Consider the following 16504-nt stretch of genomic DNA (forward strand, 5'->3'; position numbering starts at 1 on the left):
GGAATTGATTGATCTAAAAAAAATCTCCTATTAAACGTCAGGTATTATAATAAAAACTTACAACCAGACGAGACAAGCTTATTTTTGTGATTTTACCTGATGCTCAATATTCGGCAGGAAGCCGGTAATGATACCAATCAGCGGTAAGAATGCACAGATTTTAAATATATATTCAATACTCGTCTTATCAGCCAGCCAACCTAAAAATGCAGAGCCTACCCCCCCCATTCCAAAGGCAAAACCAAAGAATAAACCTGCAATCATGCCTACTTTACCAGGTACCAGATCAGTTGCATAAACCAATATAGCAGAAAATGCAGAAGAGATGATGACACCTATAATCACTGCAAGTATACCTGTCCAGAACAAACTTGCAAAAGGTAAAAGCAAGGTAAAAGGTGCTGCCCCTAATATAGAGATCCATATGATGTATTTTCTACCAAAACGGTCTCCAAGAGGGCCACCAATCATTGTTCCTGCGGCCACCGCAGCTAAAAACACAAAAAGATACATTTGTGATTGCTGTACAGAAACATGAAATTTATCAATTAAATAGAATGTAAAATAGCTGGTCATACTGGCCATATAGAAATACTTTGAAAAGATCAGCACCAGTAGAATAGACAATGAAACCAATATTCTTCTCTTAGACAATGCCGGCCCTGCAGATTCAGCGGTATTTACAGATGCTTTTTTCTTCAGATATAAATGTTCTTTGTACCATTTACCAATTCGGGTTAAGATCATCATGCCCAGAACAGCTGCCAGAGCAAACCAAATTACATAAGATTGGCCATAAGGAATCACAATCCATGCAGCAAGAAGTGGCCCAATTGCACTTCCTGCATTTCCACCCAGTTGAAATATAGACTGAGCCAATCCTTTCTTCCCTCCAGAGGCCAGGTGGGCTACTCTGGAAGATTCGGGATGAAATATAGATGAACCAATCCCAATCATGCTGACTGAAATCAGTAAACTTAAAAAACTATTTGCAGTAGACAGCAGTACCAGGCCAACTAAAGTAAAGGCCATGGCAACAGCAAGAGAATACGGACGAGGTTTTTTATCGGTATAAAAACCAACAAATGGCTGCAGTAAAGAAGCAGTAAGTTGAAAGGTAAAGGTAATCATCCCGATCTGTGTGAAAGAGAGTTTAAAATTCTGTTTGATCAACGGGTAAATAGCAGGTATCACCGACTGCATCATGTCATTAAGCAGATGGGTAAAACTAATTGTAAAGAGCACGGAGAATACTGTTTTTTGGACCAGTTCTTTCGTGTCAACTGTTGTGGCTTGTGGGGTAAGAGGTTTCATAATTAAAATAAATCAGATCATCTGATGATTAAGAGTAAAAAAATATTATAAAATTTGGCCTATTATTTTTATAGAAGTATTCCAAGCCTTTTTACTATCACCTGCAATAATGTATTTTAAAAGTTGTTCGTGAGAAGGCTGACTAAGAGTGAATATTTCGGTGTCCTTGTAGATCTCAAAAAACCATTTTTTTACATGTACTGATGCGGATTTATAAAGGTCTGCCAAAACTTCGTTTTTAGAGGCTTCTGCCAGAGCAGTATGAAAATTAATATCCGCCTCAATGCATTCCTTTAGCAATCCATCCTTTGCATATTGTTTTCTTTCTGCCAGATGTTGTTTCATTGCTGAAATATCAGCTTCCGTACGGCTTACTGCCGCCTTTTCTGCAATTTTCATCTCCAGCAGCTGCCTTACTTCATTTAAATCGTGTATGTCGGCCCGTTTTAACCGCTGGTCCATTGGCTCCCGGCTACCAGTAAAAGGTTCTACAAAAGTACCAAGTCCCTGCTGTACGCGTAACAGCCCTGAATTGACAAGAATTTTTATCGCTTCTCTGATGGTCGATCTTCCTACACCAAAGTGCTTCATAAGCTCCGGCTCAATAGGGAGCTTATCATTAACTTTATAATGCCCAAGTGAAACTTGTTCCTGTAATCTTGCAGCTACTTCGTCGGCCAGTGATTTCTTAGCAATTATTGTCGTCATATCATCAGATGAATGACAAAAATAGTGGTTTGTTTCAAATAACCAAAAAATGATATGAATCTTTTAAAAGATGTACTGTTTATTCATGCTAGAGCAATATCGGGCCGTTTGAAAATGGCCCGATATTGTCAATATATAATTTACTGAGCAGCATCCTGGTAAGTATCTGCAATTCGTATTTTTTTCACAAAATGGGAAACCTGATCTGTATCCCCGCCATACACACCCCATTTAGGATCGCAAATATTCACATCCAGGGTACGGCAGTACAAACGTTGTGCATTATTGGAAAGGGTTTGTTTGACACCATTGTACCAAAATTCAATATACCCAATTGCAGGATTACGCGATACTTTCATGCCGATCACAAAACTAAGCCAGGTATTTGTTGAAAGCGTAGTAGACCATGGAACTGTGGCTACGTGATTGTCATCGAAATGCTGCAATTCCAGAAGCCCGTTACGTGTTCTGAGCATGATGGGATGGTTCTGTAAAGCCCCATCTGTAGGGTAAGATTTCCACTGGAAGATGGCTTCCGTTTTGAGATTTTGCGGCATGTAAATCTTGCTTGTCCAGCCAATATAAATCAGATCTCCCTCTGATGCCTGATAATTCTTTGCCCCATGGCCTTCCGTACGGTGACTATTCACTGGTTTAAGAAATTTCCATGTCAGTGTGTTGGTTTCGTCATTAACTGTAGTAACAGTCCCGGTACCTTCAATATTAATGTCTTTCCACACATTGGCAGATCCATTGACAGCGTCTCCGTTAAACAGAACAGAAAATGGCTGAATGGAATTTAATTGACTACCGGAGCTCAAAAGGTCTGGAGAGTTACCTGTTAAGTCCTGATTTTTCTTGCAACCACAAACTGCAGTGATCGCTACATAAAGCGCTAAAGATGCTAATTTAACTTTTCTCATAAGAGTGATTTTAGGGTTAATTGAGAACTTAAGTTAAGTAACCTCAGTGCCCTAATGTGCTGATATATTGGCTTATGATTCAGCGATATTAGCTAGTCATGATTTTTATTCCATTTGAACTTGATCTTTCCATTTTCTCCATCTGTCGCAAGGATGTGCAGTACAATTCCCTTCATTCTTTTCTCCTTACGTTCTGAGACAGCAAGCTCCGTATCTTTTTTGGGATTTCTCAGTGGCACATCAAGCGCAATATTGGTTCCACTCCCGAGAGAATATACCCCAGACACGTTCATATTAAGAACGCTTGAGCTAATCATCATGGGATTGATCTTTATTTTTTCTCCGTTCAGATCGAAGTTCCCATTCAAGTTACTGAAAGTGATATTGTTCAGGTCTCTTAATGGGAAAGCAAATTTACCCACACTGGTAATCGGTTCAAAATTAAGCAGAGCTCCTTTTTTTAGATCAAAAATAATGTTTCCATCAATAGAATTTTTCTGAATACCTCCCTGGTCGGTAATGGCTCCGGTAATTTTAGCTTTAGAAAACAAATACCCTCTCAAGTTTTTGGAGGTCAGAGAAGTTAAACCAAAGTTGTTGAAAGAGTAAAAGAAGTTTTTAATATCTACATTACTCACTGTTGCATTTACAGCAAAACGATTGTGTCCATTCTTTTGATAGAGCGTACCGTTAACGGCTAATGATCCTCCCGCATGCTTTACAATTGCATTTTTAATCGTCATTCCAGATTCAGAAAGGGCCAGATCTGCTTTAGCACCGGTAGCTATAAATTTAAGATAATATAATTTATCTATAACCACGTTCATATTCACCTTACTTTGATCAAACAGTGCATTTAAATTATCTGAAAAACTGGTTTTGGAAGATTTGCTTCTTTTAACGGATACAGGTTTCCTTGTACTCAGGAAACCCAAAAACTCTCCTATATACAATTGCGGACTTCGGATCTGCCAGTTTAGAACGATCTTTTCGGGGTCATTATAATAAAGGTTTAGAAAGTTCTGTATAGAACCTTCCATATTTACTATACTCTTACCACTCTGCAGGCGGATATTGCGGATAAAGAGGTCCTTTTCTGTGAAATTTAAAGAAATGGCCGTATTTTTAAAGTTGATTCTTCTTGGTACATAATCTACATCTGCGTTTTTAATATCTACGAGCCCCTGAACATAGGGCTTAGTGAGCTGGAAATTAACTACATCTGCTTTAAAGGCCAAAGTCACATGAGCAGTACCCTTTTTGAATTTCAGTAAGTTATCGGCGATCACATTGTTCAGTTTTGTAATGTCAAAATTGGATTTAAAGACGCCTTTTGCCACAGGCCTTTCAAAATTAACAATTGCCGCAGTATCGATGCTGAAAGGCATCTGTTCATAGTCTCCTGCAAGACGATATAGCATAACGGAAGAATTTGCATCGTTAAAACCCCGATCAGGAACATGGTTATTGGTATAAACACCATCAAAATTACAGTTTTGGATTTCCCCGCCAGGAATGGTTAGCACATTCTTTCTGACCTGTGCCTTTACATGAATATTCGGATCTCCTCCAGCCCCCATATCCCCAATAAGATCACAAGTTACATGTATAGGAGATGCCAGGTTGAACATATTTAGCTTTTTACTGATATTGGGTGTAAGCAGGGCTGACGCGTTCTTCCATAGAATTGCCGGGGCTTCTATATTGATCACAAAATTAGCAGGCCCCTCTCCCACATCAAATTTGGCACCAATAATAAAATCCTCCTCTCCAATCTTTAACCTGTTGGGTGCAACCACAATCTGTTCGTGCTTCTTATCGTAATGAATAGCAAAAGGCCCCTCTAAAAGACGGTCTTTAATAAAAGAGCCTTTTTGGGTGTTAAATGCAAGGCTTTTCACCAAAGTCTTCAACTTAAGGCTGGCATTCCAGCCAGAATCAGGATATTCCATATTTCCGTCCAGATCGTTAACATCAAATTGAAACAATTTATTCCCTTTTTGATTGTCAAGCACGAAACTTACCCTATTAAGTTCAAATTTCCTGATCTCTGTCGAAGACTCCTTATTGTCTTTTTTAGGTTCTTCTTTTTTCTTCTTTTTAAAGATCGACGTATTGCTGTATCCTGTACTGTCTGTATAAAGATAAACTGCGGCATCATTGATACTCACCTTTTTAATCTCTATTGTACCTTTTAATAAAGCCATTGCATTGACGGTTACATTGAACCTTTTTGCGTCCAGTAGAGTATGCTTATGGACATTCCATTGCTGATCTTTGATCACTACATTTTTCAGTGTAAGCGAAATTCCTGGAAAGCCTTTAAAAAAAGTGGGATCCATATCACCCACTGTCAAAGTTCCATTTAGATTTTCATTCATTTTTTTGGTGATGGATGACAAGAGTTCTTTCTTATGAGAATTCACATAAAATCCCAGAGCAGTGAAGATCACGACAATTAAAGCGACAATTACACCTAATGTTTTGAGTAAGATTTTTGTCCAGCGCGGCATAGGTTAAGGATCAAACGTTAAATAATATAGTTTCCAGCTAGCAATTCTGCGACCAAAATGCAATATTGCCTCTTGTTTGTTTAAAATTTATGATATAAATTTTAAACAAGAACTCCTCTTTTTTAAAGATAGCAAACTGAAGATAATAATTAAACCTATGAATCTAATTTCTCCAGTGAATTCTTGTACTTAAAAAACAACTGAGAAATTGGAGCGAGCATTAAACCGCAAAGGCCGAAAATAATAAAGGATACTCTTAGATTAAAGGCATGGGCAAGATATCCAATCATTGGTGGGCCCAGTAACATTCCTGTAATAGTATAGGTTGTGATGATAGAGATCGCCATCCCCGGAGAATATTTTCTGGAGGCGCCTGCAAGTGCGTAGGACATCGGAACAACAGCTGCAGTACCAAACCCAACCAGCGAAAAACCAGCCATTGCTGTCCAAAAATGAGGAAAAATAATGGCCATTGAAATACCGCATACAATACATACAGCACTCATAATATAAGTTGCAGGCATACCAATGCGTACAATAATCAGGTCTGATGCAAATCTCGACATGGCCATAAAAGTCATAAAGATCAGATAACCGTAAGTAAAGATCTTCACTTTAATCACCTCTTGAAAATAGATGCCGCTCCAATCAAACATACCACCTTCACAAATGGCAGCAAAGAAAACCACTAACCCAAGATATAGTATGTAAGGATCCGGCTTACTAATAACCAGTTTATTCCCACTCTTTGCCCTGTCATTTTGTAATAGAAATCGATAAGAGTAACAGGTTGCTGCCAATGCCATTGCTGCAACAATCATAAAATGAAGTTGTAGACTTACATTCAGAGCAAGTAAAAAGGTAGAGAATGCAATTCCTGCAATACCTCCGGTACTCCAGAAGCCATGAAAGGATCCAATTATTTTTTGGTCAAATTGTTTTTGAAGCGCAATCGCTTGTGTATTTACAGAGATGTTGAAGATCCTGGTCGTAAAGGCAAACATCACCATGGCCACAATCAAACTCAGCGTATTAGGTGCAAAACCAATCAAGGCCAGTGCTATTGTATTTAAACCATATCCAAATGCTAATGGAACCCTGCTGTTAAACCGGGAAACCAGCCATCCCGAAATAGGCAGCCCTATTAATGAACCGATGGGTAAAGCAAGCAAGGCCGAGCCAAGTTCTGCTTCGTTAAAGTTAAAGGTACTTTTAATGGTGGGAATTCTGGAAGCCCAGGTCGCAAAAGTAAAACCTGAAATAAAGAAAAAAAGACTCAGGAAGATCCGGTGTTTATTTTTTGTAATCATCAATGGGAATCGGTTGCGCAAAGGTAATTTTTAATTTTCTTAAAACAGTATCAGCCTTAGTGTGTTTTATACAAAAACAATGAACTATGAAATTCAATAAACTATTATCAGACTGCGCCTCACGTAAAACAGATTCTTCGTTGCCGATTGTGGCATTACTTGCAGGACTTGCCGTTGGAGCAGTGGTGGGAATATTATTCGCTCCTGAAAGTGGTGAAAATACCAGAGGAAAGATTTCTGATAAAGCTGGTGATTTAGCCGAAACCGTAAAAGATAAGCTACATAGTATAAAAGGAAGATTCAGTCATGAACTTGATGAAGCTGCAGATGCAAAAGACGAGATCGTTAATAAAGTAAAGAAAAAGGCCGAAGATACGGCAGATAAAGCTAAATCAGCCGTCAAAAACGCATCAGATGACGTGAATGATGCTGTACAACATAGCTAAACTCCTGTAACGGAAAAATTTCCTTTTTTATTGGAAATTTTTCCGTATCTTTATTCCAATCAAAGGAAATGGAGTTGTCATGGCAAAGAAAACAGCTAAATCTTATAAAAACGACCCTGAAAATACTATAAATAGTGTTAATGAGGTTATGGGAACCTATCAGCCCTATTATTTGAACCAAATCAGCCTGCTCACCAATTCAAAAAAAGGCTTGTCAGCAAAAGCTGCGCTTGATTTTATTTCCATATCTGGTTTTTCAAAAGAAGAATTCCAGGAAACTTTTAAAACCACGGTTAAGACCATTCAGAATTATGCCACCAATGATTTAAAGCTGGATGCAGCCTTAAGTGAAAAGTTATTAAAATCTTTTGCCCTGTTCGATAAGGGCATGGAGGTCTTTGGTTCGGGCCATGCTTTTCATCAATGGCTCAATATGCCGTCCTACGGACTCGGCAATCAAGTTCCTTTTGACCTGATGGATACCATTACCGGGATAAGCCTGATTGAAGAAGAACTGATCAGAATTGAGTTTGGTGATTTAGCGTAATATGCTTGTTTACCGGATTACACTGGCTAAATATGCAACCGCTCTTATGGCTTCAGGACGAGCCGCAAGGTGGAACCCCAATGAAATAGACATGATCTATACTTCCGGCTCTATATCTCTTGCCTGTTTAGAGAATGTGGTACACAGAAACCAGCTTGGATTAAATTCAAACTTCAGGGTGATGACGATTGAAATTCCAGATGATCTACTTATTCTTGATGTGAAGTATAGCAACCTGCCTTCTAACTGGACCGATTTTGAGCATATGCCCATAACTCAGACGATGGGTGAAGACTGGATAAAACAGGGTCGTTCTCCCGTCCTAAAGGTATGCTCATCTATAATTGATGGAGAATATAATTACCTGTTGAATCCTATGCACACCGATTTTAAGCTCATCAAATTACTCGATTCCAAATCTTTTGTTTTTGATAAGCGTATAAAGGGTCTTTAGTTTATTACCTTTGCGCTATTATATATTATACCCAGTCATTGAAGAAAATGGCTTAACAACAAACAAAATGATATCAATTGGACAATACAACGATTTAAGGATCATCAATAAAACCGAAAACGGGCTAATCTTAACCGACGGAGACAAAGAGGTTTTACTGCCTTATAATCAAGTTCCACCAAATACTGAAACCGGCGAAAATATCTCTGTTTTTGTTTATGTACACAAAGACGGCCGTTTACTGGCCACCACAAAAAGACCTCTGGCCTGTGTGGGAGATTTTGCTTATTTAACCGTGGTAGATGAAGGAGAAGACGGTGTATTTATGGATCTTGGCATTGACAAGGATGTGTATGTACCTCAAAAAGAACAAAAAAGACCTATGTTTAAGGGAGACAAACATGTAGTGTATGTATTTCTTGACGACAATAATGACCGTATGGTTGCCTCCTCCCGCCTCACCAATTTTGTTGAAGAAGAAGATATTGAGCTGGAAGAAGGTGATGAAGTGAGTTTATTAATTGTAGACCGTTCTGATCTTGGCTTCAACGCAATTATAGACAATAAATATATTGGTTTATTATATACCAATGAGTTGTTTGATGAACTGAATTCAGGAGAAGTTAGAAAAGGCTGGGTTAAAAAAATAAGGGTTGATGGCAAAATAGACCTTAGCCTGCAACCTATGGGATATGGACATATCCTGGACAACAAAGACATCATACTGGAAGAGTTAAGGGCCTGTGGAGGTATTATACATTTAGGCGATAAGAGTTCACCTGATGACATCTACGGCCGCTTTAAACTGAGCAAAAACGCATTTAAAAAAGTGATTGGTAGTCTTTACAAAGACAGGTTGATCACCGTTTCAGACCATGAGATCAAAATTGTCGTAGACGAAGAAGCAGAATAAAGCAGGGTTTCCCCTGCTTTATTTTTTTATTTACTGGGCCACTATACTTATAGCTGCACCGCCACCCGGCGCTAATTTTAACCGGAGGACAGTTTTTGCATCTGCTTGAACATGTTCAATAATATAAGCTTCCGGATTGGACTTCCAGTCAGCATCATTTGCATCGCGGTAAATACTCATTTTGTACTTTTTGCCTTTCTGGAGAAAGTTCAATGGAATTAGAGCTGTTCTGGCCTCCTCATTTGTAATTGCACCAATAAACCAGTTTTCTGTTCCCTTTGCCTTACGGGCTGTGGTGATGTAAGCTCCAGGTTCTGCCTCTACCACTTTGGTATCATCCCAGTCAACGGCTACATCTTTAATAAATTGGAAAGCATCCGGGTGAGCCTCATAATTTTCAGGTAAATCTGCTATCATCTGTAACGGACTATAAAGGGTCACATACAAAGCCAGCTGCTTGGCCAGCGTAGTATGAACCTGCCTTGCGGGCGCATAACTTGCATAACCACGAAGTTTAAAAATACCAGGTGTATAATCCATCGGCCCTCCCATCAATCTGGTAAAAGGCAAAATGGTTTCGTGATCCGGATGGTTACCATCACTAAAGGCATTGTATTCATTTCCCCTGCCCGACTCATAGGCCATCCAATTCGGATACGTCCGGTGCAAACCCGTAGGACGATTGGGCTCATGAGAATCCAGCATAACCTTGTAATCAGCCGCTTTTTGAGCAATTCGCTCATAATGATTGACCATCCACTGTCCATCATGATGTTCACCCCGGGGAATTATTTTTCCAACATAGCCTGTTTTTACTGCCGGATAGCCATACCTCTTCATAAAGCGAAAAGCCGTATCTGCGTAACGCTCATAGGTCGTTGCAGAACCAGAGGTCTCATTATGCATAATCATTTTAACTCCTTTAGACTTTGCATAGTCGGAAATGCCCTGTACATCGAAATCCGGGTATGGGGTTACAAAATCAAACACATTTTCTTTCCAGTTGCCAAACCAGTCTTCCCATCCTGTATTCCATCCTTCTACTAATACCCCAGCTATTCCGTTCTTTGCTGCAAAATCTATATAACGTTTAACATTGGCCGTATTGGCACCATGTTTCCCGTTGGGAATAAGTTGCCCTTTAGAATCCAGGCTATCCAGGTTGTCTGCATAACTCCAGGTACTTTTACCAGTTTGCATTTCCCACCAAACCCCGGCAAACTTCATCGGCTTGATCCAGCCTGTTTCTTTGATCCTTGAAGGTTCATTCAGGTTCAGGATAGTTTTTGAAGCCAGTATATCCTCTGCCCGGTTACTCACAATGATGGTTCTCCAGGGGGTATGAAAAGGCGCGTGTAAGTAGGCTTTATTCCCCAGTGCATCAGGAACCAGATTGGCCGAAAGTTTAAAACTATCCCTGTCTACATGCAACTGCATAGCCGGATAATTGATCAGCGCCGCTTCATGAATATTGATGTACATCCCCCCAGCTGTTTTCAGCATGAGCGGAGTTTGAACCGCATATTGATCGGGAACTACCCTAACAGCGATATCTGTTGCTTTTCTTTCCACGGCCCAGGCATCAACCTTGCTTAAAGTTGATGTTGTATAAGAATATTCATTGGTATCGTAATCTCCCGGGATCCAAAAGGCCTTGTGATCACCTGTTAAATTAAACTCTGTGAGTTCCTTTGATACTACAAAATATTTTAGGTTGGGTTGCTGGGGAAACATATACCGAAAGCCCAGTCCGTCATTGAATACCCTGAACTCTACATCTAGTAACCTAAAAGGTTCAGTTGTTTGCTTCAAATGCACCATCAGCTGTTCATATTGATTTCTGATCTGGCTTACCTCTCCCCAAACGGGTTTCCAGTACTCATCAATACTCTTCCTTTCGATCCCTACAATTTCAAAATGATTATCCAAATCACCGTTCTCCGCCAGTGCAAACCCAAGAACAGATCGCCGGATCACTGCCTGGCCGTCAAAATACAAAGCATAACCTGGGTGCCCGGTTTCATCCAGTGTAAATTTAAGCCTGACCTTGTTCATGCTTGCTTCAGCACTTTTTTCCTGGGCCATCACATTACATGCAGCCACGATCCATAATACACAAGCAAATAGTTTATTCATCTTCATTCTTTTATCTTTAATACCCGGGATTTTGCTGACCTTTAATTTGGGAGTTGGAATTAAACTCATCTAGTGGTATTGGCCAGGAATAAGATTTTGCCTCATTAAACTGCAGACTCGGAGCTGTGATCGTGGATCCAAAATAAGCTGCCTCCGAAGGTCCTATGCGCCAACGACATACATCAAACCACCATTGTCCTTCATTAAATAGTTCCGCCCAGCGTTCATAATACAATGGATTTTTTCCCAAAACTGGATCATTAATGGCTTTGGTGTTTGCCGTCAGACTCTGGTAATCTACCGGAGAGGCGCCGTTTATAGGGTAATCATAAGCCCTTCGGTGCACTTTATTAATATATTCCAATGCAGTAGCCGCATCTCCACCACCTTTTGCTGCCTCCGCATACAATAAATAGACATCTGCCAGACGAAGGAAATACCAGTTCCAGGCATCCGCCTGTACAGTTTCAATTTTATAAAAAAGAGCAGCATATTTACGATAACCCCAGCCATAGGTATTTACCTGCCCGGCAAGATAAGGCGGTTTAGATACCGGTGCCCAATTGGTTCCATCAAACTTCAACGAATCCAGCCAAGGCTGTACCGTATTTACATACAATCTTGGATCGGCCAGTTTCTGGTCCCTAACATTCTGTGCCTGAATTTTATAAGCTGGATCCATCACCTTGGCCGGATTACTGTAACTAGCAGGTTTTGAGCTGTTGTATTTTGGATTGCTCACCAGGGTATAATAGCCAAGAGGATAACCAAAACGCTTAATATTCATATCATGAATGTCTCCGTTTCCGGTATAACCCAGCCCATGCGCTGCCGTTTCCGTGCCATCAGCGCCAAGCACATTTGGAGACCAGATCATCCCGTTCAACGTCGTAGCATTAGGATTAGGACCATACGGTCCGTAATTATTCTTACTATCCTGATCTACATTCAGTTCAAACAACGATTCCTCATTGAATTCATTAGCCGTTATCCCAATAAAGGCATCCTTGTATTTTTCATAGGGCATCAAAGATTTACCGCTGTTCTGGATCACGTCAAGCAATACGGTTTTGGCATTGTTCCAATCCTCGGTAAAAACATAAGCCTTACCAAGTAAACCTTTTGCTGCCCATTCAGAAATCCTTCCCAAATCTGTACCTGTCCACACTTTACCTTTAAGCAGATCTGCAGATTTTTTAAGATCACTCTCAATAAAATCCCATACCGCGCGGGTAGTTGCCCTTGGTTGCTGTGTGCTTTCTACAGTTTTAGGAAAAGTCTCGTACAATGGAATACCCATTTTGGCGGCATTGACACCACCCTGTTTAATATAACTCTCACCATAAAAACATTCCAGCTGGAAATAATAGAAAGCCCGGAGAAACAATGCCTGTCCACGTATATAATCGATGGTTTGTTTCTCAGAAGCAGAAGCATAATTCTTTTCATAGAAATCAGCAGCCTCTAGTGTTACATTACAATTCTTAACTCCGGTATACAAGGCACTCCAGGCTTGGGAAGAGAACTGATTGGTTACGCTGAGGTTATTGTTCATCCATTCCAGCCAGGTGGCATCTCCATAGTTCCCGTTAGAAGTGTGAACAGCGTTGGCCATAGCCTTCGGCATTAAATTAAAGCCATATAAAGCCAGACTCCTTAAATCAGAATAAGAGGGAGACAGGATACTTTGCAGATCATTGATGGTCTTTGGATAGGTACTGGTCGAATAAAGATCAGTTGGCCCTACCAAAGAAGGTGCTTTTTTACATCCGGTTGCAAAAAGCAACAGCAAAATGTATATATATAAGTTCTTAAACATGTGCATGAATTTTAAATAGAACATTAAAAAGTGATGTCCAGGCCAGCAGAATAAATCCGGGTCTGCGGATACTGAGAAACAGCATCTATGCCGCGGGTGGTTGGTCCGGGAAACCCCGCTGCAGAAAATGCAGCACCGAGTTCGGGATCAAGCCCGGAATATTTTGTAATGGTGAATAAATTGTTTCCCATTACAAAGACCCTTGCTTTTTTAATCCGCAACTTCTGAAGCACAGTATTGGAAAATGTATAGCCGATCTGTAAATTTTTCAATTTCAGATAGTCGCCCTTCTCCACAAAATAACTATTTACCGAACTGTAATTTTTATTGGGATCCAAAACAAAAGTTCCATTGCTCACCACGCCTAAACGCGGCTGATCTGTGAGCTGATTGTCTCCAAGGAAAGAGGCATTAAATACTTTAGAGGTGGTGTTGCCATCAGAAAATGGCGACATTTCATAAGCCTTCACACCATTAAACAGATCCACACCCGCCACTCCATTAAACAACATGGCTACATCAAAACCTTTATAGTTTAAGCGCAGATTGATCCCGTAAACCAGTTTTGGATTAGGATTACCAATAACCTGACGATCCGCATCTGTAATATTATGGTTTCCATCCAGGTCTTCAAACTGCAGATCACCTGCACGGGAAGTTATCCCTCCTACTTTTTGTACAGCAGCATCCGCATCAGTTTTAAATATACCCAGTGATTTGTATCCATAGAAGGAACCAAATGGCAGTCCGGCCCTGCTTATGGTAATGGTTTGATTAGGCATCATATTATACCCGGCATCGCCGCTGCTATAATAGTTATAACCATCATAAAGCGCACCAGTAGAAGTTCCATCCAATCGGGTTACTTTATTCTTATTGAACCCGGCAGTTACGCTTAAATCATACTCCAGTTCTCCTGATCTATTTCTGTAACCCAACATCAGATCTACCCCTTTATTATTAACCGCACCTATATTAGCAATATATGGGCTGGTAATTCCAGAGCTCAGGGAAACCGGAAGCGCATACAACATATCTACTGTATTTTTATTATACCATTCGGCGGTGAAGTAGAGTTTATTGTCAAAAAATGAAGCATCTAAACCAATATTAGTTTCTTTTACCGTTTCCCAGTGCAAATCCGGATTTGGTATAGCACCATAACTGTTACCCAGGATCAATGGAGCATTAGGCGCAAAATTCTGTCCACCGACACCACTCTCTCCAAAACTTTTAAAAGGTCCGTATACCGCCAGATAAGAATAAGGGGCGATATTACTGTTTCCTAATTCACCATAACTTCCACGGATCTTCAATAAACTTACTACAGGCAGTAGAGATTTGAAGAAAGGTTCTTCAAAAATATTCCAGCCGGCAGATGCGGCAGGGAATACACCTTTTTGTTTATTTGGGCCAAATACGGTATAGTTTGCATCCTGTCTTAAAGAGCCTGATAGATAGTACCTGTTCCTGTAATTATAGTTTAATCTTCCAAAATACGATTGGATTAAACCGTTATTATCATACTTACCATTGACAACATACTGGCTGGCTGATGTTGGAATTACAGAAAATCCAGGCTGTCCAATACTACCCACTGTGGTATTGATGTTGTCAAACTTACTGGTGATTTGTTCAAAACCAACGATGGCATTCAGATGGTGTTCTCCAAACGACTGATCATAGGTCAAAACATAATTGCTTAACAGTTGTCTGCTGTCTACACTGAGTTTATTAAGGGAATTATTGGCATTGGAAACAGAACCAATGGAAAATGCATCTTGAAAATAATTCTGAGCTTCATGATAGTAAGAATAACCAAATGTGGTCCGGAAACTCAGGTGGAACGGAAGCAAAATATTTGCATAGACATTTCCCTGAAGGTTATTCTTGAAATCCTCAACATCTGCAGCATTAGCCGTACCCAAGGGATTAGGCCCCCCAAACGACAATCCGTTATAACCGCCAGGTGCAGTTCCATAAGAACCATCTTTATTATAGAGCGGAACAATTGGTAAAGTACGGAAGGGTGCATTGTGCAATTGTGCTTCTATACCAATAGGTGGTGCAGTTTGCCGTTGAGAGACCGACAGTTGTTCACCAATTTTTATGTATTTACCTAAACTGTATTCTGTATTGACCCGAGCACCGGCAATATTGGAATAATTCCGGATATAGACTCCCTCCTGCTTATTGTAAAACCCAGATACCAGGTAATTGACATCGGGAGAGGAACCAGCTACAGAAAGGTTATAATTTTGCTCCTTCGCATTTCTATACAGCACATCTACCCAATTGGTATTCGCCAGTGTATCCAGGTGCTGGGCGCCAGCAAAAAATTGCGGATGAACGATATTTTGCAATCTGATAAATCCATCCTTATCCAGCAATTGTATAGTTTTAGGCTTAGTAACTCCATACCTGGCATTAAAATTAATGACCGGTGCGCCTGAGCCCCTCTTTGTCGTAATTACAATAACCCCTCCAGCTGCCGCAGAACCATAAATGGCCGCAGCGCTCGCATCCTTCAGTACATCAATCGAGGCAATATCCTGCACATTCAGGTTATTACCGTCAGGCATCCTTACCCCATCTACAATATACAATGGAACAGGTTGGTTTAAAGAAGAAAGGCCTCGGATGGTAATGCTCGGAGTAGCATCCGGTGCACCTGAATTCTTTACGATATCAACCCCCGCAATTCTGCCCTGCAAAGCTTCTGTAGGATTAGTAATAGGCTGGTCTTTAAAAATATCTCCTTTTACAGAAGCGATAGAACCAGTCAGATCTTTTCTCTTCTGGGTACCATACCCCACAACAACCACTTCATTCAACTGTTTATTGTCTTCTTCCAGTACAACAGTACTATTATGATCTGAAACTTTGATTTCTCGGGAAAGGAAACCCAGCATAGAAAAGATAAGAACATCCGTTGAAGGGTTATTAACTTCTATACTATAATTACCTCTTTTATCTGTAAGCTGGCCAATACTAGTTCTTTTAACAAGGATACTTACGCCTGGAAGCGGCGTTCCATTAGTGTCGGTGACCTTTCCGTTTACCGCAGTTTTCTGGGCCATGGCCCCAAGAGCAATAAACAGGGACAGCCAGCAAAAACCTAATGATTTTTGTAATTTTTTGTTCATGATGTTTAATTTGGTTAGTGGTTCTTTAAAAATAGTTAGATACAAACACGGACCTTAGTTGAAGCTTGGGTTTAAAAAGGCGGCCATACAGAAAATATGCCAGCCGGTAAAGTTCAAGATGAGTTTTCATATTTGGTTTGATTTATGAACTCAAAGAGACTCTATAAATAAATAAGTCGCAATTTTCAAAAACAAAATATAAACCAAACACATCAATATCAATACTAAATACCTATTTATCAATTTATTACAAAACAATAACCACAATAAAATAT

The 16504-nt window shown here is 40.1% G+C and carries 12 protein-coding genes; 4 read left to right on the forward strand and 8 right to left on the reverse strand.

Annotated features, from left to right (window positions below; genetic code table 11):
* Nucleotides 1–78: 78 nt before the first annotated feature.
* The 5 genes from DBR11_RS10485 to DBR11_RS10505 all read right to left on the reverse strand — a co-directional run bounded on the left by DBR11_RS10485 (nt 79) and on the right by DBR11_RS10505 (nt 6768).
* Nucleotides 79–1314: an MFS transporter gene (locus tag DBR11_RS10485; protein ID WP_108552349.1), complete on the reverse strand. Its 1236-nt coding sequence runs from the start codon at nt 1312–1314 to the stop codon at nt 79–81.
* Between the two features lie 45 nt (nt 1315–1359).
* On the reverse strand, nt 1360–2022 hold the full coding sequence (locus tag DBR11_RS10490; RefSeq protein ID WP_108552351.1) for a FadR/GntR family transcriptional regulator: 663 nt from the start codon (nt 2020–2022) through the stop codon (nt 1360–1362).
* 140 nt (nt 2023–2162) lie between these two features.
* Nucleotides 2163–2945 (reverse strand): heparin lyase I family protein, encoded by a 783-nt coding sequence (locus DBR11_RS10495; protein WP_108552352.1) that lies wholly within the window; start codon nt 2943–2945, stop codon nt 2163–2165.
* Between the two features lie 92 nt (nt 2946–3037).
* Nucleotides 3038–5458, reverse strand: a complete 2421-nt coding sequence (locus DBR11_RS10500; protein ID WP_108552354.1) for an AsmA-like C-terminal region-containing protein — start codon at nt 5456–5458, stop codon at nt 3038–3040.
* A gap of 155 nt (nt 5459–5613) precedes the next feature.
* Nucleotides 5614–6768: an MFS transporter gene (locus DBR11_RS10505; RefSeq protein WP_108552356.1), complete on the reverse strand. Its 1155-nt coding sequence runs from the start codon at nt 6766–6768 to the stop codon at nt 5614–5616.
* 86 nt (nt 6769–6854) lie between these two features.
* On the opposite strand from DBR11_RS10505, the gene DBR11_RS10510 reads away from it, so the two are divergent.
* The 4 genes from DBR11_RS10510 (at nt 6855) to DBR11_RS10525 (ending at nt 9128) form a co-directional block, all read left to right on the forward strand.
* Nucleotides 6855–7214, forward strand: a complete 360-nt coding sequence (locus DBR11_RS10510) for a YtxH domain-containing protein (protein ID WP_108552358.1) — start codon at nt 6855–6857, stop codon at nt 7212–7214.
* Between the two features lie 79 nt (nt 7215–7293).
* The gene (locus tag DBR11_RS10515) at nt 7294–7761 is read left to right on the forward strand and encodes an antitoxin Xre/MbcA/ParS toxin-binding domain-containing protein (RefSeq protein ID WP_108552360.1); all 468 of its coding nucleotides are present in this window, start codon (nt 7294–7296) and stop codon (nt 7759–7761) included.
* 1 nt (nt 7762) lies between these two features.
* Nucleotides 7763–8215 (forward strand): RES family NAD+ phosphorylase, encoded by a 453-nt coding sequence (locus tag DBR11_RS10520; RefSeq protein ID WP_108552362.1) that lies wholly within the window; start codon nt 7763–7765, stop codon nt 8213–8215.
* Nucleotides 8216–8282: 67 nt separating this feature from the next.
* Nucleotides 8283–9128, forward strand: coding sequence for a S1 RNA-binding domain-containing protein (locus DBR11_RS10525; protein WP_108552368.1), 846 nt, complete (start codon nt 8283–8285; stop codon nt 9126–9128).
* A 30-nt stretch (nt 9129–9158) separates the two neighbouring features.
* Here the strand turns inward: DBR11_RS10525 and DBR11_RS10530 are convergent, their stop codons facing one another.
* Genes DBR11_RS10530 through DBR11_RS10540 form a run of 3 tightly spaced genes read right to left on the reverse strand, consistent with a single transcriptional unit; the run spans nt 9159 to nt 16229 of the window.
* Nucleotides 9159–11264 carry a glycoside hydrolase family 97 protein gene (locus tag DBR11_RS10530; protein ID WP_108552370.1) on the reverse strand — a complete coding sequence of 702 codons (2106 nt, stop codon included), beginning with the start codon at nt 11262–11264 and terminating at the stop codon, nt 9159–9161.
* A 16-nt stretch (nt 11265–11280) separates the two neighbouring features.
* Nucleotides 11281–13083 carry a RagB/SusD family nutrient uptake outer membrane protein gene (locus DBR11_RS10535; protein WP_108552372.1) on the reverse strand — a complete coding sequence of 601 codons (1803 nt, stop codon included), beginning with the start codon at nt 13081–13083 and terminating at the stop codon, nt 11281–11283.
* Nucleotides 13084–13106: 23 nt separating this feature from the next.
* The gene (locus DBR11_RS10540; protein WP_108552364.1) at nt 13107–16229 is read right to left on the reverse strand and encodes a TonB-dependent receptor; all 3123 of its coding nucleotides are present in this window, start codon (nt 16227–16229) and stop codon (nt 13107–13109) included.
* Between the last annotated feature and the right edge of the window lie 275 nt (nt 16230–16504).

The organism is Pedobacter sp. HMWF019 (assembly GCF_003061025.1).
Lineage (GTDB): Bacteria > Bacteroidota > Bacteroidia > Sphingobacteriales > Sphingobacteriaceae > Pedobacter.